Annotated in this window: 20 protein-coding genes and 2 pseudogenes; 9 read left to right on the forward strand and 13 right to left on the reverse strand. The window is 70.0% G+C overall.

Annotated features, from left to right (window positions below):
• Positions 1 to 15: 15 nt before the first annotated feature.
• On the forward strand, positions 16 to 1,992 hold the full coding sequence (locus tag ACFWV8_RS31180; RefSeq protein ID WP_384211561.1) for an FUSC family protein: 1,977 nt from the start codon (positions 16 to 18) through the stop codon (positions 1,990 to 1,992).
• On the opposite strand, the gene ACFWV8_RS31185 is transcribed toward ACFWV8_RS31180, so the two are convergent.
• From ACFWV8_RS31185 to ACFWV8_RS31205, 5 genes and pseudogenes are all read right to left on the reverse strand, one after another.
• Positions 1,986 to 2,384, reverse strand: a complete 399-nt coding sequence (locus tag ACFWV8_RS31185; RefSeq protein ID WP_384211564.1) for an ATP-binding protein — start codon at positions 2,382 to 2,384, stop codon at positions 1,986 to 1,988. The two genes, ACFWV8_RS31180 and ACFWV8_RS31185, sit on opposite strands and share 7 nt — an antisense overlap.
• Positions 2,385 to 2,455: 71 nt before the next feature.
• Entirely contained in the window at positions 2,456 to 2,890 is a 435-nt protein-coding gene (locus ACFWV8_RS31190; RefSeq protein WP_384211570.1) for an RNA-binding S4 domain-containing protein, read from the reverse strand.
• A 10-nt stretch (positions 2,891 to 2,900) separates the two neighbouring features.
• Positions 2,901 to 3,836 (reverse strand): ATP-binding cassette domain-containing protein, encoded by a 936-nt coding sequence (locus ACFWV8_RS31195; protein ID WP_384211686.1) that lies wholly within the window; start codon positions 3,834 to 3,836, stop codon positions 2,901 to 2,903.
• Positions 3,837 to 3,959: 123 nt separating this feature from the next.
• Positions 3,960 to 4,898 (reverse strand): annotated as a pseudogene (locus tag ACFWV8_RS31200) (ATP-binding cassette domain-containing protein); the annotation flags it as partial.
• A 78-nt stretch (positions 4,899 to 4,976) separates the two neighbouring features.
• Positions 4,977 to 7,043 (reverse strand): PhoX family protein, encoded by a 2,067-nt coding sequence (locus tag ACFWV8_RS31205; RefSeq protein WP_384211575.1) that lies wholly within the window; start codon positions 7,041 to 7,043, stop codon positions 4,977 to 4,979.
• A 462-nt stretch (positions 7,044 to 7,505) separates the two neighbouring features.
• Here ACFWV8_RS31205 and ACFWV8_RS31210 point away from each other — a divergent pair, with 462 nt between their 5' ends.
• Together ACFWV8_RS31210 and ACFWV8_RS31215 are read left to right on the forward strand one after the other, a co-directional pair.
• Positions 7,506 to 8,801: a VWA domain-containing protein gene (locus ACFWV8_RS31210; protein WP_384211578.1), complete on the forward strand. Its 1,296-nt coding sequence runs from the start codon at positions 7,506 to 7,508 to the stop codon at positions 8,799 to 8,801.
• 85 nt (positions 8,802 to 8,886) lie between these two features.
• A complete protein-coding gene (locus tag ACFWV8_RS31215) occupies positions 8,887 to 9,597 on the forward strand; it encodes an AAA family ATPase (RefSeq protein WP_384211580.1) in 711 nt (236 codons plus the stop codon).
• A gap of 74 nt (positions 9,598 to 9,671) precedes the next feature.
• Here ACFWV8_RS31215 and ACFWV8_RS31220 read toward each other — a convergent pair whose 3' ends face one another.
• Positions 9,672 to 10,487 carry a class I SAM-dependent methyltransferase gene (locus ACFWV8_RS31220; RefSeq protein WP_384211583.1) on the reverse strand — a complete coding sequence of 272 codons (816 nt, stop codon included), beginning with the start codon at positions 10,485 to 10,487 and terminating at the stop codon, positions 9,672 to 9,674.
• A gap of 106 nt (positions 10,488 to 10,593) precedes the next feature.
• On the opposite strand from ACFWV8_RS31220, the gene ACFWV8_RS31225 reads away from it, so the two are divergent.
• On the forward strand, positions 10,594 to 11,130 hold the full coding sequence (locus ACFWV8_RS31225; RefSeq protein ID WP_384211585.1) for a DUF4240 domain-containing protein: 537 nt from the start codon (positions 10,594 to 10,596) through the stop codon (positions 11,128 to 11,130).
• Here ACFWV8_RS31225 and ACFWV8_RS31230 read toward each other — a convergent pair.
• The 3 genes and pseudogenes from ACFWV8_RS31230 to ACFWV8_RS31240 all read right to left on the reverse strand — a co-directional run bounded on the left by ACFWV8_RS31230 (position 11,127) and on the right by ACFWV8_RS31240 (position 13,025).
• Positions 11,127 to 12,122, reverse strand: coding sequence for a threonine/serine dehydratase (locus tag ACFWV8_RS31230; protein WP_384211689.1), 996 nt, complete (start codon positions 12,120 to 12,122; stop codon positions 11,127 to 11,129). The two genes, ACFWV8_RS31225 and ACFWV8_RS31230, sit on opposite strands and share 4 nt — an antisense overlap.
• A 5-nt stretch (positions 12,123 to 12,127) precedes the next feature.
• Positions 12,128 to 12,388, reverse strand: a pseudogene (locus ACFWV8_RS31235) (helix-turn-helix domain-containing protein); the annotation flags it as partial.
• Between the two features lie 367 nt (positions 12,389 to 12,755).
• The gene (locus ACFWV8_RS31240) at positions 12,756 to 13,025 is read right to left on the reverse strand and encodes a hypothetical protein (protein WP_329384655.1); all 270 of its coding nucleotides are present in this window, start codon (positions 13,023 to 13,025) and stop codon (positions 12,756 to 12,758) included.
• Between the two features lie 345 nt (positions 13,026 to 13,370).
• Here ACFWV8_RS31240 and ACFWV8_RS31245 point away from each other — a divergent pair, with 345 nt between their 5' ends.
• The 3 genes from ACFWV8_RS31245 to ACFWV8_RS31255 are packed head-to-tail and all read left to right on the forward strand — an operon-like array spanning position 13,371 to position 14,525.
• On the forward strand, positions 13,371 to 14,171 hold the full coding sequence (locus tag ACFWV8_RS31245; protein ID WP_384211588.1) for a helix-turn-helix domain-containing protein: 801 nt from the start codon (positions 13,371 to 13,373) through the stop codon (positions 14,169 to 14,171).
• A complete protein-coding gene (locus ACFWV8_RS31250) occupies positions 14,150 to 14,359 on the forward strand; it encodes a DUF397 domain-containing protein (RefSeq protein ID WP_384211591.1) in 210 nt (69 codons plus the stop codon). The genes ACFWV8_RS31245 and ACFWV8_RS31250 overlap by 22 nt, the downstream gene beginning before the upstream one ends.
• Positions 14,352 to 14,525, forward strand: coding sequence for a DUF397 domain-containing protein (locus ACFWV8_RS31255; protein WP_384211594.1), 174 nt, complete (start codon positions 14,352 to 14,354; stop codon positions 14,523 to 14,525). The genes ACFWV8_RS31250 and ACFWV8_RS31255 overlap by 8 nt, the downstream gene beginning before the upstream one ends.
• Here the strand turns inward: ACFWV8_RS31255 and ACFWV8_RS31260 are convergent.
• A complete protein-coding gene (locus tag ACFWV8_RS31260; protein WP_384211596.1) occupies positions 14,512 to 14,940 on the reverse strand; it encodes a DUF6210 family protein in 429 nt (142 codons plus the stop codon). The two genes, ACFWV8_RS31255 and ACFWV8_RS31260, sit on opposite strands and share 14 nt — an antisense overlap.
• 18 nt (positions 14,941 to 14,958) lie before the next feature.
• On the opposite strand from ACFWV8_RS31260, the gene ACFWV8_RS31265 reads away from it, so the two are divergent.
• Positions 14,959 to 15,447, forward strand: a complete 489-nt coding sequence (locus ACFWV8_RS31265; RefSeq protein WP_384211599.1) for an HIT family protein — start codon at positions 14,959 to 14,961, stop codon at positions 15,445 to 15,447.
• On the opposite strand, the gene ACFWV8_RS31270 is transcribed toward ACFWV8_RS31265, so the two are convergent.
• The 3 genes from ACFWV8_RS31270 to ACFWV8_RS31280 all read right to left on the reverse strand — a co-directional run bounded on the left by ACFWV8_RS31270 (position 15,440) and on the right by ACFWV8_RS31280 (position 16,856).
• Complete coding sequence (locus ACFWV8_RS31270) at positions 15,440 to 15,763, reverse strand: hypothetical protein (RefSeq protein ID WP_384211602.1); 324 nt, start codon at positions 15,761 to 15,763, stop codon at positions 15,440 to 15,442. The two genes, ACFWV8_RS31265 and ACFWV8_RS31270, sit on opposite strands and share 8 nt — an antisense overlap.
• Before the next feature lie 71 nt (positions 15,764 to 15,834).
• Complete coding sequence (locus tag ACFWV8_RS31275; RefSeq protein WP_384211605.1) at positions 15,835 to 16,131, reverse strand: hypothetical protein; 297 nt, start codon at positions 16,129 to 16,131, stop codon at positions 15,835 to 15,837.
• 227 nt (positions 16,132 to 16,358) lie between these two features.
• A complete protein-coding gene (locus tag ACFWV8_RS31280; RefSeq protein ID WP_384211607.1) occupies positions 16,359 to 16,856 on the reverse strand; it encodes a hypothetical protein in 498 nt (165 codons plus the stop codon).
• Positions 16,857 to 17,004: 148 nt separating this feature from the next.
• On the opposite strand from ACFWV8_RS31280, the gene ACFWV8_RS31285 reads away from it, so the two are divergent.
• Entirely contained in the window at positions 17,005 to 17,451 is a 447-nt protein-coding gene (locus ACFWV8_RS31285) for a hypothetical protein (RefSeq protein WP_384211610.1), read from the forward strand.
• Positions 17,452 to 17,455 lie beyond the last annotated feature (4 nt).

Raw genomic sequence — 17,455 nt, forward strand, 5'->3', positions numbered from 1 at the left:
GTCACTGTGGCCACCGTGATCTCTCCCCGCCCCGGACTCACGCCCCCCGAGTGGCTGCTCAGCGGTCTGCGCCCGAAGCCCGCCCCCGTCCCGTGGTCGGCCGTCGTCCGCGCCGGCGTCGCGCTCGCCGCGCCGCTCGCCGTCGGGCTCGCCTGCGACCGGCCCACCTACGGCGCGCTCGCCTCCATGGGCGCCCTGTCCGGCGTGATCAGCGACACCGCCGACGCCTACCGGCTGCGGATACTGAACATCGCCGTCCCCCAGCTCTTCGGCGCGATCGGCGTGACCCTCGGCACGCTCGTCTTCGACCAGGGCTGGGTCGCCGTCGCCGCGCTGACCCTCGTCGCGCTCGTCTCCGGGATGATCTCCTCGATCGGCGCGGTGGCCTCGGTCTCCGGGCTGCTCCTGCTCCTCAACGCCGTCGTCGGCGCCGGTCTCCAGATGCCCGAGCCCTGGTGGCTGGCCCCGCTCCTGCTCGGCTCAGGCGGCCTCCTCGTGCTCGCGCTGTCCCTGCTCGGCTGGCCCTTCCGTGGCCGCGTCGCCGAACGGACCGCCGTCGCCGACGCCTACCGCGCCTTGGCCGACCTGCTGGAATCCGCGGCCCGCGAGGACGGCGACTACGAGGTGAGGCGGCAGGCCGTCACCGAGGCGCTGAACAAGGCGTACGACCTCATCCTCGCCCGCCGCGCCCGCGACCACGGCAGGCGCGGCCCCCTCGTACGACTGCTCTCCCAGCTCAACGTGCTCATCCCGCTCGTCGAGGCGGCGCCCGCCGCGCATCTGCGGCGCCGCCCGCTGCCCGACGAGATCCCGGCCCTCGTACGGGAGTTGGCGCGCGCGATCGACGAGGGCCGGGTCGACGGCGCCGCGGACGCCGACCTGCCCGCGCCCGGCACCCCGTCCGAGCGGGCCGTCGACATCGCGCTGCGGCACGCCGCCTCGGTCGTGCACAAGGCCGACCCCGACCCGTACAACGTGGACGACCGCCTCGGCCGCCCCGCCGCGCTCCGCGTCCGGATCAGGCACGCCGGGCGCGACGTGCTGTTCAGCGAGCCGTCCTGGCGCTACGGGCTGCGCCTCGCGCTCTGCATCGGTCTCGCGCAGTCCCTGGTCTCGGTGATCGACGTGCCGCGCTCGTACTGGGTCGCCCTCACCGTCACCTTCGTCCTCAAACCCGACTTCGGCTCGGTGTTCTCGCGCGGCGTCCTGCGCGCGATCGGCACGGCGGCCGGTCTCGTCGTCGCCGCGGCCGTGCTGTCGCAGGTACCGCGCGGCTGGTGGGACGTGCCGGTGACGCTGGTGCTGGCCGCGTGCATCCCGGCCGTCTCCGCGAAGAGCTACGGCTTCCAGACGGCGGCCATCACGCCGGTGATCCTGCTGCTGTCCGACGTGCTCAACCACGAGGGGTTCGCGCTGGTCGTACCGCGCCTCGTGGACAGTCTCATCGGCTGCGCGATCGCGCTGATCGCGGGCTATCTGCTCTGGCCGGAGAGCTGGCACACGCGCATCGGGGACCGGCTGGCGGACGCCGTCGACGACACGGCGGACTACCTGACGTACGCCTTCGGCCCCGCCGACGGCCTCACCGCCGCCGAAGCGGCGGCGAACCAGGCCGAGCGGGTGCGCCGGCGGCGGACGATCTACCGCGATCTGTCCGTCGTACGGACCGAGTTCCAGCGCGCGCTCACCGAGCCCCCGCCGACCGGCACACGCGCCGCGGCCTGGTGGCCGCTGGTCGTCGCGCTGGAGCGGATCATCGACGCCACGACGGCGGCGCGGGTACGCGTCAACCACGGCGCGGCGCCGCCCGGCGCCGCCGAGATCGCGGACGCGGAGAGGCAGTTGAGGGAGCTGGCGACGCGGGTGCGCTCCAGCGTCGTCCTGTCGGACGTGCGGAAGGGGTGGTCGGCGAAGGAGGACGAGGGGGTGCTCGCGCCGCTGCGGCAGGAAATCAGGTCGGCGCAGGCGATCACCTCGCAGCGCGTTCAGTAGTCCGGCGCCTTGAGCGTCACCCAGACCCGCTTCCCCGGCCCCTCCCGCCCCGCCACCCCCCAGTCGTCCGCGAGCGCCGCGACCAGCGCGAGCCCGCGCCCGCACTCGTCGACCAGGTCGGGCGTACGGGGATGGGGCAGCGCCTCGCCCGCGTCCTCGACCTCCAGCCGCAGCAGCCCGTCGCCCCTGCTCACGGTCACGTGGATCTCCCGCCCTGGCGGCGACCCGTGCCGCAGCGCGTTGGTGACCAGCTCCGACAGCAGCAGCGCCGCGGTGTCCCCGAGCTCACCCGGCAGGCTCAGCCGCTCCAGCAGGGCCTCCCTGGCACGGCCGACACTGCGGGGGTGGCGGGGGAGCCGGAGCTTCATGTGCTGCTCACAGTCGCGGTTCATGGAGATGACCTTCCCCACGTGAACGGCTTTTACTTTCCGTACACGAAAGGTGACTGTCCGGGTTTGTGCGTTCAGTGCCCCTGGAGCTCGTCCAGCACGCGCCGCTCCCGCTTCGTCGGGCGGCCCGCGCCACGTTCGCGGACCGCGACCGGGCCCGCGAACTCGCGGGGCGGGGGCGGCGGGCTGTGGTCCTCGTAGCACTGGACGGCCACCGGCGCGCCCACCCGTTTCCGTACGACGCGGGTGAGCACGACGATCCGCTGGCGCTCCGCGTGGCGGACGCGGATCTCGTCGCCCGGCTTGACCGGAGACGCGGGCTTCACGCGCTCACCGTTGACCCGGACGTGGCCCGCGCGGCACGCGGACGCCGCCTGCGAGCGGGTCTTGGTCAGCCGCACCGACCAGATCCAGACGTCCGCGCGGACGGTGCCCTGGTCCCCGGTCCCGGACCCCGCTCCGGACCCGGTCCCGGACCCGTTCCCGCCGTGAGCTTCAGCAGCAGCCATGCCCCCGAGCTTACGGCGTGTCCTCCGTATCCCTGAGGGAAAGCGCGTCCAGCACCTCGTCCCCGGACGTCTCCGTGAGTTCCTCCCCGACCACCAGCCAGCGCGTGATCCGGACCGATTCGAGGAACGGCAGGTCGTGGCTCGCGATCAGCAGCGCGCCCTCGTACGACTCCAGCGCGCCCGTCAACTGCCGCACGCTCGCGATGTCCAGGCTGTTCGTCGGCTCATCCAGCATCAGCAGTTGCGGGGCGGGCGCGGCGAGCAGCATCGCGGCCAGCGCCGCGCGGAAGCGTTCGCCGCCCGAGAGCGTCCCGGCGAGCTGTTCGGCCCGCGCCCCCTTGAAGAGGAAGCGCGCGAGCTGCGAGCGGATGTGGTTGTCGGTGGTGCCGGGCGCCAGGCGCGCGACGTTCGCCGCGATGCTCAGCGCCGGGTCGAGGACATCGAGGCGCTGCGGCAGGAACCGCGCGGGCACGAAGGTCCTGGCCTCTCCCGACAGCGGCGCGAGTTCCCCGGTGAGCGTGCGCAGCAGGGTCGTCTTGCCGGAGCCGTTGCGTCCGACGAGCGCGATCCGTTCGGGGCCGCGTACGTCGAGCGTCCCTTCCCGCAGCCGCCCGAAGCGGGGCCGTACCGCGTCGAGGGTCAGCACCGTACGGCCCGCGGGCACGGCCGTCCTCGGCAGGCTCACCCGGATCTCGGCGTCGTCGCGGATCGCCTCCGCCGCCTCCTCGCGCCGCTCGCGCGCGTCGCTCAGCCGCTCCTCCTGGAGGACCCGCGACTTGTCCGCCGACTCCTGCGCGGACCGTTTGCGCATCCCCGCGACGATCCGGGGCGCCTTGCGCTGGGCGTTGAGCTTCTTGTCGTGGCGCTGCCGGCGGGCGTTCTTGATCTGCGTCTCCTCCAGCTCGCGCTTCTGGCGCCGTACGTCGGCTTCCGCCGAGCGCAGCATGCGGCCCGCCGCCTCCTGCTCGGTGGCGAGCGCCTCCTCGTACGCGGACCAGCCGCCGCCGTACCAGCTCACGGAGCCGGCCCGCAGCTCCGCGATCCGGTCGACGCGTTCCAGCAGCTCACGGTCGTGGCTCACCACGACGAGCACGCCGGAGCGCCAGGAGTCGACGGCTTCGTAGAGCCGGTGGCGGGCGGGCAGGTCGAGGTTGTTCGTCGGCTCGTCCAGCAGGAGCACGTCGGGACGCTCCAGGAGAAGTGCGGCCAGGCGCAGCAGGACCGTCTCGCCGCCGGAGATCTCGCCGACGGTGCGGTCGAGGTCGATGGCGCCGAGGCCGAGCGAGCCGAGCATGGCGACGGCGCGTTCCTCGACGTCCCAGTCCTCGCCGACCGTCTCGAAGTGCTCCTCGCGTACGTCTCCGTCCTCGATGGCGCGCAGCGCGGCGCGCCGCTCGGCGATACCGAGCGCCTGGTCGACACGGAGGGCGGTGTCGAGGGTGATGTTCTGCGGCAGGTACGCGAGGCTGCCGCCCACGGTGACCGAGCCGGCGGAAGGGCGCAGTTCGCCCGCGAGCAGGTGCAGGAGCGTGGTCTTGCCGGCGCCGTTGGCACCGACGAGACCGGTGCGGCCCCGGCCGATACTCACGGAGAGGCCGTCGAATACGGGGGTGCCGTCCGCCCACTGGAAGGAGAGCGCGGAGCAGGTCAGGGAAGCGGAGGTGCTTGGGGTGATGGGGGTGGACATCGTCGTGGTCCTCGTCGGCGCGTCGGGATGGGGGCGTCGTATGCGAGCACCACGCGGCGACAGGGCCTTGGCCCGGGGAAGGACACGGCTGTCCGAGAGTTCACGGACGGCACATGCATCGAGGTCGCAGCCACGCGGGGCGTACGGGCGGAGGGCGTGAGCCCGGAGCCGTACGGCGTGATGATCGCGAACCTCAGATGCGCAACGTCCACCTCTATCGGAGACAACAAGGACGCTTCGAACGATAGGCGACCCGGACGGCGGAGGCAAAGGCCTTTCGTCCCTGCCCGTCCCTCGCGGCGGAGACGTACCCGGGTACATGACAGTCGCCGGGCGGAACCGGAGATCCGGTCCCGCCCGGCGACTGTTCACAGCTCACTCAGGGCTTACATGGACGTCTCAGACGCCGATGTCGTCGCCGTCCTTGCGCCAGACGGCCACGACCGCCGGACGGACCATCTTGCCGCGTCCGTCGGGCCACGCGCTGAGCGGGTTGTCGACCGTCGCGCCGTCGAGCTCGCCCGGGTGCTGCACCGCGACCAGCACGCGCCGGTCCTGGACGATCGGGCCACAGGTCTCCGCGCCGTTCGGAACGGTGAGGAACTGCTTCAGCTCACCGCGCCGCTCACCCTGCGTCGCCACACCGAACAGGCCGTCGTGCGAACCGAGTTGGGCACCGTCCGTGGAGATCCACAGATTGCCGTGCGGGTCGAACGCCACGTTGTCCGGGCAGGAGATCTGGCTGACCTTGTCCTTCGGGTACCCCGCGAAGTAGGTCGCCGGGTCCTTCGGGTCGCCCGCGACCAGGAACAGCCGCCAGGCGAAGCCGTCACCGGCCGGGTCGTCCCAGTTCTCGGCGAGCTCCAGGATGTGACCGTGCTTGTTTGCCTTGCGCGGGTTGGCCTCGTCCGCCGCGGCCTTGCCCGCGGCGCCGCGGTCGCTGTTGTTCGTCAGCGCGACGTACACCCGGCCGGTACGCGGCGAGGGCTCGACGTCCTCGGGTCGGTCCATCTTCGTGGCGCCGACCTTGTCACCGGCCAGCCGCGTGAAGACGTACACCTCGTCGGCGGTCATGCCGGGCACGTGCGAGACATCGCCGGTGGCGAGCGGGATCCACACGCCGGAGCCGTCGAACTCGCCGTCCTTGGGCAGCTTTCCGCTGCCGTCGAACTCTTCGACCGGGCTGTCGCCGGTCAGCTTCGCGACATACAGCGTGCCCTCGTCCAGCAGCGTGAGGTTGTGGTCGCGGGCGGCGCGGCTGTTGCCCTTCTTCATCGACTTGGACGACACGAACTTGTAGAAGTAGTCGAACTTCTCGTCGTCGCCCATGTAGACGACCGCGCGGCCGTCGGAGGTGAGGCGCGGCTGCGCGGCCTCGTGCTTGAAGCGGCCGAGCGCGGTGCGCTTGCGCGGCGTGGAGTCGGGGTCGTACGGGTCCAGTTCGACGACCCAGCCGAAGCGGTGCGCCTCGTTGGGCTCCTGCTTCAGGTCGAAGCGCTTGTCGAACTGCTCCCACTTGCGCTCGGTGGCGGCGGTGCCGATGCCGTAGCGCTTGTCGGTGGCGCTCGATCCGTTGGCGAAGTACTGGTTGAAGTTCTCCTCGCCCGACAGGATCGTGCCCCACGGGGTGGTGCCACCTGCGCAGTTGTTCAGCGTGCCGTAGACCTTCTTGCCCGAGCGGTCCTCCGAGGTGCGCAGCAGCTCGGAGCCCGCGGCCGGGCCGGTGAGGCGGAACTCGGTCTTGACGGTGATCCGGCGGTTCAGCTCGTGGCGCGGAACGACGGTCAGCTTTCCGCTGCGGCGCTCCTCGTCCACCACGACGACCGACAGGCCGTGCGCGGCCCAGGCGATCTCGACCTGCTCGCGGGTGGGGTTGTCGGCGTCGTAATCCTTGAACATCAGGATTTCGTCCGTGTACTCGTGGTTGGCCACGAGGAGCTGCTTGCCGTGCTCGCTCTTGAGCGGCAGCAGACTCAGGAAGTCGTTGTTGTAGCCGAACTGGCCGGCCTGCGCCTTGGCGGTCTGCCTGTCCGGGTTGAACTCGGGGGCGCCGCGCAGGATCGGGTCGCCCCAGCGGACGACGATGTTCTGCGTGTAGCCGTCGGGGACGGTCACCTTGTCGGCGGTGTTGGGCGCGACCGGCGTGAAGCGCAGGCCACGCGCCCCGTCGGGCTTCTTGCCGCCCTTGCCATGGCCGTTGTCGCCCCCGGCGAGGGGGGTCGCCGAGGCGGGGGTGTTGCCGGAGCCCGCGACGAAGGCGGTGCCCGCGGTGGCGGCGACGGTCACCACGGCGGCGGTGCGCATGATGGACCTGCGGGAGAGCGCGGTGGCGATGATGTCGCCGGAGTACTCGTTCTCACTCGTGTTGGGCGTCTCGTGGAAGCACGCGTCGCCGCAGCGGAAGCGGCAGGTCATGGCGGAACGTCCGCCCGGGTGCGAGTTGAGCAGCGGCAGCAGTTTGCGCACTTGTCCCCTCCGGTGGGCCTTGCTCGGCGCGGCCTGCGCCGACAATGTGTCGGGATATGTACGGCGGTGACGCTATGCGCGTAGGCACCCGGTTCACCGACCGCAAGGTGAACGCGGAATGAATGCACGTCGACCGGGCATCCGCAGGGGGCACATTCCAGGTCCCGGGGCGCCCCTGCCGGAGCCGACGCCGGGTGGCCGCTAACCTTACGTATCCGCCGTGGCCAGGGATGCCGAGTTTAGGTCGGGGTATGTCCCCGAATCCCCTGTTTCCAGTACGGATATATGCCGCACCCAACTCTTCTGAAAGGCTCGCCCATGGGCATTCGGAGCTTGCTGCGCAAGGTGTTTGGACGCGAGCGTGCGGAGCGTGACGAGTCGGCGGCCACGTCGGTACCGGCCCAGACCGAACGCACGCATGAGCCAGAGCCTTCCCAGCCAACGACGACTACGTCGGCCACTGTGCCGGCACCGGCGAAGGAGCCGGCACCCGCCGCGGAGAAGGTGACGGCGGAGAAGTCCACGACGAAGACGACGAAGACCGAGACCGAGAAGCGGGCGGAGGCGGAGAAGGCCGAGGACCTGGTCGCCGCGGCCTTCGACAACCCGCGTACGTCGGCGCCGTCGACGCCGGAGGCGAGTGTCCCGGCCCAGACGAAGCGCGAGGAGCCGAAGACCCCGACGGTCCCGGCGCAGGCCCAGTCGACACCGGAACCGGCGAAGTCGGCGGAGCCGGAGCCCGTGCCGGAACCTGAGCCTGTTGTCGTGCCGGAGCCGGTGGCGGAGGTCGTACCCGAGCCGGAGCCCGAGCCCGAGCCCGTCGTCGTAGCGGTCCCGGAGCCGGTTGCGGAGGTCGTACCGGAGCCGGAGCCCGAGCCCGTCGTCGTAGCGGAACCCGAGCCGGTGGCCGAGGTCGTACCGGAGCCGGAACCGGAGCCTGTTGTCGTACCCGAGCCCGAGCCCGAGCCGGTCGTCGTAGCGGACCCCGAGCCCGTCGCGGTCGCCGAGCCCGCCCCGGAGCCGGAGGCCGCCCCCGCCCCCACCCCCGCGGCCCCCAAGGAAGCGGGCAAGTCGGCGTACTCCCTCGCGAGGGTCAAGACCCACGCGCCGGGCCTCGTCGACTCGTACAAGGCGGCGGGCGCCGCGATCAAGGGCGCCGGTCTGGACGGCGAGCGCGCGACGGTCTACCTCGTGCTCGACCGTTCGGGCTCCATGCGCCCGTTCTTCAAGGACGGCAGCGCCCAGCGCCTCGGCGAGCAGGCGGTCGCGCTCGCCGCGCACCTGGACGAGAAGGCGACCGTGCAGGTCGTCTTCTTCTCGACGGACATCGACGGTACGGGGGAGGTCTCCCTCACCTCGTACGAGAACCGGGTGGACGAACTGCACGCCGGGCTCGGCCACATGGGCCGGACGAACTACCACCGCGCGGTGGAAGAGGTCGTCGCCCTGCACGAGAAGGCGGGCAACCCCGGCCCGGCGCTGGTGATCTTCCAGACGGACGGCGCGCCGGAGGCCAAGCAGGCGGCGGAGAAGGCGTTCGCGGAGGCGGCGAAGCTGCCGCTGTTCTGGCAGATCGTGGCGTTCGGCGAGCACAAGGCGAAGGGCTTCGACTTCGCGCGGAAGCTCGGCGCGGACGAGAAGGCCGCGAACGTGGCGTTCTTCCACGCGGGCCCGACGCCGAAGGACCTCCCGGACGCGGAGGTGTTCGGCAATCTGCTCGCGGCGGTCCCCGCCTGGTGGTCGTCCCACAAGGCCTGATCGCAGCTGAGGCTCTACGAGACGCGCCCTCCGTAATACGACGGAGGGCGCGTCTCGTTCTTGTGCGCTGTGAGAGGGTCGAGAGGTGATTGTCGAACGTGCGTACGCCTCCAAGCCCCTGGACGACGCGGCTGACTGGCCCTGGTCGGTGCCGTGCGTCGCCGAACTGCTCGCGAACGGGCTGCGGTTCACCGCGCCGGTGACCTTCCTCGTCGGCGAGAACGGCTCCGGCAAGTCGACGCTGGTGGAGGCCCTCGCGGAGGGCTTCGGCCTCGACTCGTGGGGCAGCTCGCACGAATGGCGTTACGTCGGCCCACGCCCCAAGTCGCAGCTCGGCGAACGGATCCGCTTCGACGCGGCGTCGGGCCGCGGCAGACGCATGCTGAGCAACTGGTCGGCGCGGCAGGGGTTCTTCCTGCGCGCGGAGACCGCGATGGACGCGCTGAAGCGCGAGAGCTTCGACCCGGAGTCGGCGAGCCACGGTGAAGGCTTCCTGGCGGTGTTCCGGGAGAAGTTCCAACGGCCGGGCCTCTATGTGATGGACGAGCCGGAGGCGGCGCTCTCGTTCCAGTCCTGCCTCGAACTCATGGGCCACATCGACCAGTTGGCGAAGAACGGCGGCCAGGTCATCTGCGCCACGCACTCCCCGCTGCTGACGGCGCTCCCGAACGCGGACATCATCGAGGTCGGCGACCACGGCCTGCGCCGCACGACGTGGGACGACCTGGCCCTGGTCGACCACTGGCGCCGCTATCTGACGGACCCACGGCTGTACTTGCGGCACATCCTCGACTGACGGGCTGACGGGCCGGGATCAAGACGTTCAGCCGCTCCGGTGCCGGATCCACCGCGACGAGTGGATGGCCGCCCTCACAGCGTTCGCGACACCCGTAGTTCCGTGAGGTACCGCTTGGTGATCCGGCCTCCGTACCGTCCGTCGATCAGTCTCGCGACGCATCCCAGCAGCCCCTCCCGGGCCTCCGGCGGCAGTGCCCGGTGGCCGGAGTAGGTCCGCAGTACGTCCAGGTACTCAGCCGTCGTGTACGCCAGGTCCCATTCGTAGCGCCGGACGACGACAGGGCCGAACCGGCCGCTGCGTGCGACCTCGTCCCTGTGGTCCGAGGTGTCGACATCATCCGCGGGGGCGGGCCGCAGCCCCGGGGGCGTTGCAGGGTCGAAACGCTCGTAGCAGCCCTGGACATCGACGAAGAACCGCTCGCTGCCGCCCGCCACATGCTGTGTGGCGACCACGGCGAGCGCGCCGCCGGCCCGCAGCGCGTCGGCGGCTCTCACCATCCGGACCGCCGGATCGATCCAGTGGAACGCCGTCGCCGAGACGATCGCGTCGAACGGCTCCAGCGGCAGCGGCCACGTCTCGAAGTCCGCCGTCACGACCTCGACCCACCCGAACCGGGCGAGGTTCCGCCGGGCGACGGCCGCCATGTTCGCGCCGAGTTCGACCGCGGTGATCCGGCAACCACGCTCCGCGAGCGGCACGGTCGCCTTCCCGGTGCCCGCGCCCACCTCCAGAACGCGACGACCGGGCCCGGTACCGGCCAACGCGTCGAGATCGTCGAACAGCTCCGACGGATACCCGGGCCTGGCCCGGTCGTACAACTCGGCGTCCTCGTCGAACGTCCGGCTCAAATGGCTACGGCGCGTCTCATCGGGCATGTCGTCGCGCATGCCCGCATGCTAGAGACCACCTCACGTAGTGATCAACCGGGTTTAGAGGCTCTGGTTCGCGGAGGATGAGACCGGTTGTCAGTGCCGGGTGGCATGCTCTGCCCCTATGAACAAGCAGCAGTTCTGGCGGCTGATCGAGGCCGCCCGCGAGCAGGTGCCGGACCCCGAGGACGGGGAGGCCGTCGCCGACCGCGCGAGCGAACTCCTCGCGGCGCGCCCGGTCGAGGAGATAGTCGCGGCGCAGCAGACCCTGTGGAACGTGCTGGGCGACTCGTACACGAACCCCCTGTGGGCGGCGGCGTACCTGATCAACGGCGGATGCTCCGACGACGGATTCGACTACTTCCGGGGCTGGTTGCTGTCGCAGGGCGAGGAGGTCTACGCACGGGTGGTCGCCGCTCCGGACACCCTCGCGGAACTGCCCGTGGTACGGGCGGCGTCGACGAACGGCATGGAATTCGAGTGCGAGTCGGTACTGAGCATCAGCTGGAACGCCCATCTCAAGGTCACGGGCGAAGAACTCCCCGCCGATTCGTTCACCATCCGGCACGAGGAACTGGACCCGGCCTGGAACTTCGACTTCGACGACCGCGCCGAAATGCGCCACCGTCTGCCTGGCCTGTCGGCGCTCTACCTGGACTAGGACCCCCAGGACCCCTGCCCTACAGACGCAACCCGCGTCCAGCGGTCGAAATCCGTCGGGGTCACGTTGCTCCCGCACAGGATCGTCGCGACCGTCCTGCCGTCGAACCGGCCGCCGCCCTCCAGGATCGAGGCGACTCCCAGCGCCCCGGCCGGCTCGACCACCAGCCCCGCGTGTACGTGGAGGAGTCGCATCGCTTCGATGATGGCGCCCTCCGTCACCAGCACCGCGTCGTCCACGACCGAGGCGAGGTCCTTGAGCACCTCCGGGAGGACATACCGGCCCGCGACCCCGTCGGCGATCGTGTTCGGGGCCCCGACCTCGACCGGCCGGCCCGCGCGCAACGCCAGCGTCATCGCCGGGGCGTTCTCGGGCTGGACACAGATGATCTCCGTGCCCCCGCGCAGACTCCTCAGCGCGTAGCCCACACCCGATGCCATCGCGCCGGCGCCCAACGACACCACCACCGCGTCGAGTTCACCGGGCAGCTCCGAGAGCTCGACCCCGATCGTGGCCGCTCCCTCGCACGTATCAAGGTCCTTGCTGTCCTCGACCAGGAACGCGCCGGTCTCGGCGGCATGCCGCGCGGCGGCGTCGAGCGCCTGCTCGATCTCCCCGTCGACCAGGATCACGTTCGCGCCGAGCGTTCTCATTCGCTCGATCTTCAGCGAGTTGGCCGCCGACGACGCGACGACAGTGACCCCAATGCCACGCAGCCGGCCGCCGAAAGCGAGCGCCTGCCCCAGGTTCCCCGCGCTCGCGCAGACGACGGCATCCGCCGCTCCGGTGTCCTGAAGGCGGTTGAGAACGGTCTCGGTTCCACGCCCCTTGAACGAGCGGACGGGATTCAGGGTCTCCACCTTCAGAATCACGCGGCAGCCGAGCGCGTCACCCAAGGACCCGCACTCGTACTGCGGCGTGTCCAGGAACACCGGATTGATCCGGGTGCGGGCCAGAAGGATTCTCGCGAGGTCCAACCGCACCGCGCGCATGTCGCTCATGCTCCGAGACCGGAGCGGGGGTGGTGCTCGTCGCGCCAGGCCCGGGGCGAGATTCCGTAAGCCTGTTTGAGCGCCTTGCTGAAATACGTCGCGTCCACGAAACCCCAACTCCGCCCTGTCGCCGCGATGGTCCGCCGCCGCCCGTTCGGGCCTGCCGGCTCTCGCTTGCATTCGGCCAGGCGGCTCGTACGGATCCAGTCTCCAAGGCTGATGCCCGACCGGGACAGTACGGCGTAGAGGTTTCGATGCTGGGTTCCACGACGGCGTCAGCGTGCACGCCCTGGTGGATGTCGTCACTGAGGGCCAACGTCGACCGCCACCAGGGACTCCCACACCGCGTGCCGGACGACTTCCTCCCGGTCCCTCGGCGGAATGAACGCGGTGTCCAGGACCGGGCTCACGAGGCAGACCCGTCCGCCCCGGTCACGGCGCCGGCCCGGCAGTACCTCCCGATCGGATCCGCGCCACCGGAGGAGGGGATGGGGACTACGGCACCGGCACGGTGGATGCCGTTGAGTGGCTCCAGGCCAACCGCGACCCCGCCGACGGAAGCGTTCAGTTCATCACCTGCTACAACCCGCCGTTCTAGTCACCGCAACGTTCCGGAGGCCGGTGTCAACCGTGTCACCCATGCCGCCCGCGCCGACTGTGCCGGTTGCGTTCCGCCAGCCGCGCGCTCAAGTTCGAGGCGGGCGGTACGAAGTCCGGGCACTTCGCGCTACCGCACTGGCACTTGGGCCACGCGAGCACGGCACCCGGTCCCAGGACCTGCTCCGCGTCGGCGTTGCCGCCGCCGTCACCGTTGCCGTCGATCTTCCGCACCACCAGCACCCCATCCGTACCGAACGTACTCATCAGCCGGGACAGAAACCGCCGCGCATCGCTGCCGCTCATTTCGCCACCCGCTTCAGTCCTTGTTCAACGCGCCGCAGCAGCTCTGGTGTCACTGGTACGTACATACGAGGTACACCCTCGGGCACGAGCCGCCAGAAACCACCGCTGTGCACAACGGCGTCCAATTCGGCCATGTGAGCGGGGATGTGGGGTGTTCGAGTCTCTGGTTCGAACATGCGAAAGACGCACCTTCCGTCATTGCGTAATTACATTCCGTGCATCAAGAATCGGCATGTGGGGCCACGTCCAAAAGGGCTTGGCCATAGCCCGGTTGCCGCTGGACACAGGGGAGTTGTCGTGGTCGCACGGAAGTCGAACGCAGGTCAGAAGCCGTCGGCCCGAGAAATGCTGGCGAAGGAACTGGCGCGGCTGCGCGAGGAGTCGGGGATGTCCTTGGCCCAACTGGGCGAGGAGACGACGTATGACCGTGCGTATCTGCACAAGCTTGAGACGGGCGCGCGGGTGGGGTCACCGGAGGTGATCGCGGCGCTCGGTGCGGTGTACGGGGCGGCGGGCGAGCACCTGTCGATGCTCTGGGTGCTGGCGCGGGAGGACGCGTTCGCGGACAAGTACAAGCGGTTCATGCAGTTGGAGGCGAAAGCAACCGTTCGCTACGAGTACGCCGTCGGCACGATCCCTGGTTTGCTCCAGACCGAGGGATACGCGCGTGAGGTTCTTCAAGCCGCCCACCCCAAGGACGACAACGATCTATCCGAACAGGTTGCGGCTCGGCTGGGACGGCAGGACTTGCTGCGGGGTGACGACCCGCCCCACTTCCGCGCCGTACTCGATGAATCCGTACTCCGGCGCGAGGCGCAGGATCCGAAGGAGTGGGCAGCTCAACTGGAACACCTGGTGGCGGTAAGTGGGTTGCCGAACGTCACCATTCAGGTGTTGCCTTTCTCGGCGGGGCTGCACGGTCTCGTAGGAACGTCGCTCACCATCTTGTGGCTGCCGGACGGGTCAGCGGTCGCGTACACAGAGGACGCGCGCTCGGGGGAACTATTCGAGGGCGCAGCAGACGTCGAAGACCTACGTCTGTCCTACGATCTACTACGAGACTTGGCCCTTTCGCCCCGGGAGTCCGTGGCGTTCATCAAGACACTGATGGAGGACGGCAGATCATGCGCGCCCGACCAGACCTGACCACCGCGCAGTGGCGCAAGTCCAGCTACAGCAACCCCGACGGGGGCAACTGCGTCGAGGTGGCCGACGGCTACCCCGGCGTCATCCCCGTCCGTGACAGCAAGACGCCCGAAGGCCCGGTGCTCCTCCTCAACCCCGCCGCGTGGGGCGACTTCGTCGCCTTCGCGAGCGGTCGGCGCCATGTCTAGCCCGGAGTGGCGTAAGTCGAGTTACAGCAACGGCGACGGCGGCAACTGCGTCGAGATCGCAGACAAAGGCCCTGGCCCCGTACTGGTCCGGGACAGCAAGACCCCGACCGGCCCGGTCCTCGTTCTCAACCCCACCGCCTGGGCCGATTTCCTCAGCCGCCTCTGACGCGTCTGGCGGACCACACCAGGAGTCCGGGGCCGTCGGGCGTGTGCACGGGTAGCCACGCGTCGTCGGCCTCGGTCAGGCGGGACTCGTCGAGCCGCAGCGGGTGCGGGGTCTCGGCCTTGCCGTCGCACGCCCAGTACCTGACGGCGCCGACGGCCTCCCGCAGGGCGTCCAGCTCCGCGCCTTCCCAGACGTGGCCGTCGGCCCCGCCGCCCCGGAAGGGTTCGAAGACGGTCGCGAGCGCGTCGACCTGGCCCGATCCCCCGGGCATGGGGACGAGGTAGCCCTCCGCCTGGCCCTGGCGGCGCGAAGTGCCGCCGTACTCCTGCTGGTAGAAGACCCCGGTCGGCGCGTCGACCACGACGTGGACCCAGTCACCGCCGGTGCCGTCGGGGTCGATGAAGACGTATCGCATGGTCGTAGTCTCCAGCACATGGAACGACACGACATGGATCTCGCCGCCTACGAAGAACGCGCCCGCAACGGACCCTGCTTCGTGTGCGCGTTCCTGCGTGGGGATCCCGGCTATCGGCACGAGACCGTCTACGAGGACGACGCCCATATCGCCTTCCTCGATCGCTGGCCCACTCTCCCCGGGCGGGTACTCGTCGCGCCCAAGGCTCATGTGGAGCATGTCGTGCGGGAGTTGGACGAGGACGCGTACAGCGCGCTCATGCTCGTCGTGCGGCGCGTCGCGCTTGCCGTGGAGCGGGTGCTGGAGCCGGAGCGTACGTATCTGCTCTCGCTCGGCAGCCAACAGGCGAACGCCCATCTGCACTGGCACATCGCCGCCCTGCCGCCCGGCGTGCCGCCGGAGCGGCAGCAGTATCACGCGCTCATGGCCGAGAACGGGATCCTGACGCCGACCCCCGACGAGGTCGCCGCCCTCGGCGCGCGGCTGCGGGCAGCGCTGGCTACCTGACTTCCGTGCTGGGTTGCCGACGCCAGTCCCATGCCGGATGCCGGTTCACCAGGGTGAGGAACTCGTTCGCCGGCAGGATCTCGAAGTGGTTGGTGTCGACGAGACCGTCGAAGCCATCGAGCACCTGGCGGAGGAAGACCCGGGCCGCGTCCATGGACTCGCACGAGACGTAGACCCCGTACGGCTCGCCGATCCGGGCCGCCACCTGCTGGAGTTCGTCCGGCTCGTAGTCCGCCAGGATCGCGCCCGAGAGGTCGATGACGTACGAGTAGCCGTGCCAGTAAAGCCTTTCGTCGCCCGTCACAGAATCAGGCACGAGCTCGAAGGACTCGAAGGAGCGGATTCGCCCTTCAAGCGACGCGCGTCGCTCCGCGGGAGCGAGAAGGATCACGGACGGCCAGGACACGCCTTCACCTCCGCAGGCGCCTCCACGCCGTCGAGCGGCCTGACCCAGCGGCTCCACCGCGCCTGCGGCGCATACCCGGCCTTCGCCCAGGCGTGGTGGGCGAGTTCGTTGTGGTCGAGGACCATCGCGGGTCGACGGCCAGGCGGTACAGGTGGCAGGAGGCGGGTGCCCCCGTCGACGTCGTCGATGATGCTGGCGCCCTCCGCCGACCGGGCCCAGAAATCCAGCAGCGCGGGGACCTCGGTGGGGGTCACGGTACGGATCTTGACCTTGCTCATGAGGACTGTCTAGTGCTCTGACCGGATAGGTTCGCCGGGTCGTTCAGGCTGTGCCGGCGAGGGGGCGGCCCCCGGGCGATCACCGGAGCCCGGTTCCCGCCCGCCGAGGCCAGCAGCATCATCGCGCGCCGGTAGCGTCATGACCGCCAACCCGGCGAACCCATGCGGTCAGAGCACTAGCAGGAGCGCCCCCGGCCGGGCAGACAATTCCGTCCCCCGGACGCTGCTTACGCCTCCACCAAGTCCCCGTTGCTCCACGCGTAGACCTCACGGTCCTTGACCGTGATCCGGTACTGGTACTGCTCCGAACAGTCCGTCCGCGCCCCGGAGTTGTCCTGCGCGTCCTCCGCGAACCAGCTCGCCTTCAGTTCGGGGCCGTCCGTGAACGCACCGGCCTCGCACGCCTTTTCGTCGCCCAGCTTCAGCGCGGTGTCACCGAGAGTGAAGCGCAAGAGCTTCGCGTTGCCCGTGGTCTCCGCCTTGATCGTCACGTCCTTGGCGTCCGCGGGAACCCACGCGGGCAGGACGAAGATCCCCTCCCCGTCGCCCGACTCCGGCGCGCTGTCCGCCGTCGGATAGTTCTTTATGCGCTCGCCGAGGACGACATCGTTGAACGCGTCCGGGAAGTGCTCGTCGTGCTTCTTCAGCACGGGTCTGAGCACCGACCCGATCACCCACAGCCCTACGCACGCCCCGACAACGATGATCAGCACCTTCTTGTTCATGCGCCTCATTGTCCAATGAACGTTTTGATTTCGGCCCTCGGGGCCAGAGATCATGTCCACACGGCCGGATGCGCCCGGGAGCGGGCCGACGGGCCGACGGGCAACGCGCCGACGGGCAACGGGGAAGAGAACGGGGAGGGCGTCGCGCATGCCGTGGGACGAGTGGGAGGGGCTCAAAGCCGATGCGGCGGCCCGCGGTGCCACCCAGATGCGGCTGAACCAGCAGCCGGCCGATCCAGGGGGCGGCCCCGCCGAGAATCTGAAGTCGGACAAGAAGGCATGGGTGACCGCCGGCGAGGGCGTCAGCGGCCTGAAGACCGGCATCGGCAAGGCGTTGACCGCGCTGGAGAGCGGACAGGCGGGGCTCGGTGACAGCTCCGGATGCCAGAGCGCCGCGGCGCAGAAGGAGTTGTACGACTCCTGGAAGAAGTACGTCGGCGATGTGAGCGCCCGCTGTGGTGAACTCGGCGGGCTGCTGGAGCAGGCGGGCCACGACCTGTCGAAGTCCGACCAGTCGGTCCTGACGGACCTCGACCGGCTCAAGGTGAAGTACGCGGACACCGAGGCTGTCGGCGGCCAGGCGAAGGAGAAGTGATCCG

It is taken from the genome of Streptomyces sp. NPDC058665 (assembly GCF_042714995.1).
Classification (GTDB): domain Bacteria; phylum Actinomycetota; class Actinomycetes; order Streptomycetales; family Streptomycetaceae; genus Streptomyces.

What these genes read in the sequence shown, in the direction of transcription:
- ACFWV8_RS31225 (WP_384211585.1), top strand. Translation starts at nt 10,594, where the DNA reads ATGAACAAGCAGCAGTTCTGGCGGCTGATCGAGGCCGCCCGCGAGCAG.
- ACFWV8_RS31285 (WP_384211610.1), top strand. Translation starts at nt 17,005, where the DNA reads ATGCCGTGGGACGAGTGGGAGGGGCTCAAAGCCGATGCGGCGGCCCGC.
- ACFWV8_RS31245 (WP_384211588.1), top strand. Translation starts at nt 13,371, where the DNA reads ATGCTGGCGAAGGAACTGGCGCGGCTGCGCGAGGAGTCGGGGATGTCC.
- ACFWV8_RS31260 (WP_384211596.1), bottom strand. Translation starts at nt 14,940, where the DNA reads ATGCGATACGTCTTCATCGACCCCGACGGCACCGGCGGTGACTGGGTC.
- ACFWV8_RS31280 (WP_384211607.1), bottom strand. Translation starts at nt 16,856, where the DNA reads ATGAACAAGAAGGTGCTGATCATCGTTGTCGGGGCGTGCGTAGGGCTG.
- ACFWV8_RS31250 (WP_384211591.1), top strand. Translation starts at nt 14,150, where the DNA reads ATGCGCGCCCGACCAGACCTGACCACCGCGCAGTGGCGCAAGTCCAGC.
- ACFWV8_RS31220 (WP_384211583.1), bottom strand. Translation starts at nt 10,487, where the DNA reads ATGCGCGACGACATGCCCGATGAGACGCGCCGTAGCCATTTGAGCCGG.
- ACFWV8_RS31195 (WP_384211686.1), bottom strand. Translation starts at nt 3,836, where the DNA reads ATGCTGCGCTCGGCGGAAGCCGACGTACGGCGCCAGAAGCGCGAGCTG.
- ACFWV8_RS31190 (WP_384211570.1), bottom strand. Translation starts at nt 2,890, where the DNA reads ATGGCTGCTGCTGAAGCTCACGGCGGGAACGGGTCCGGGACCGGGTCC.
- ACFWV8_RS31240 (WP_329384655.1), bottom strand. Translation starts at nt 13,025, where the DNA reads ATGAGCGGCAGCGATGCGCGGCGGTTTCTGTCCCGGCTGATGAGTACG.
- ACFWV8_RS31230 (WP_384211689.1), bottom strand. Translation starts at nt 12,122, where the DNA reads ATGCGCGCGGTGCGGTTGGACCTCGCGAGAATCCTTCTGGCCCGCACC.
- ACFWV8_RS31265 (WP_384211599.1), top strand. Translation starts at nt 14,959, where the DNA reads ATGGAACGACACGACATGGATCTCGCCGCCTACGAAGAACGCGCCCGC.
- ACFWV8_RS31185 (WP_384211564.1), bottom strand. Translation starts at nt 2,384, where the DNA reads ATGAACCGCGACTGTGAGCAGCACATGAAGCTCCGGCTCCCCCGCCAC.
- ACFWV8_RS31255 (WP_384211594.1), top strand. Translation starts at nt 14,352, where the DNA reads ATGTCTAGCCCGGAGTGGCGTAAGTCGAGTTACAGCAACGGCGACGGC.
- ACFWV8_RS31275 (WP_384211605.1), bottom strand. Translation starts at nt 16,131, where the DNA reads ATGAGCAAGGTCAAGATCCGTACCGTGACCCCCACCGAGGTCCCCGCG.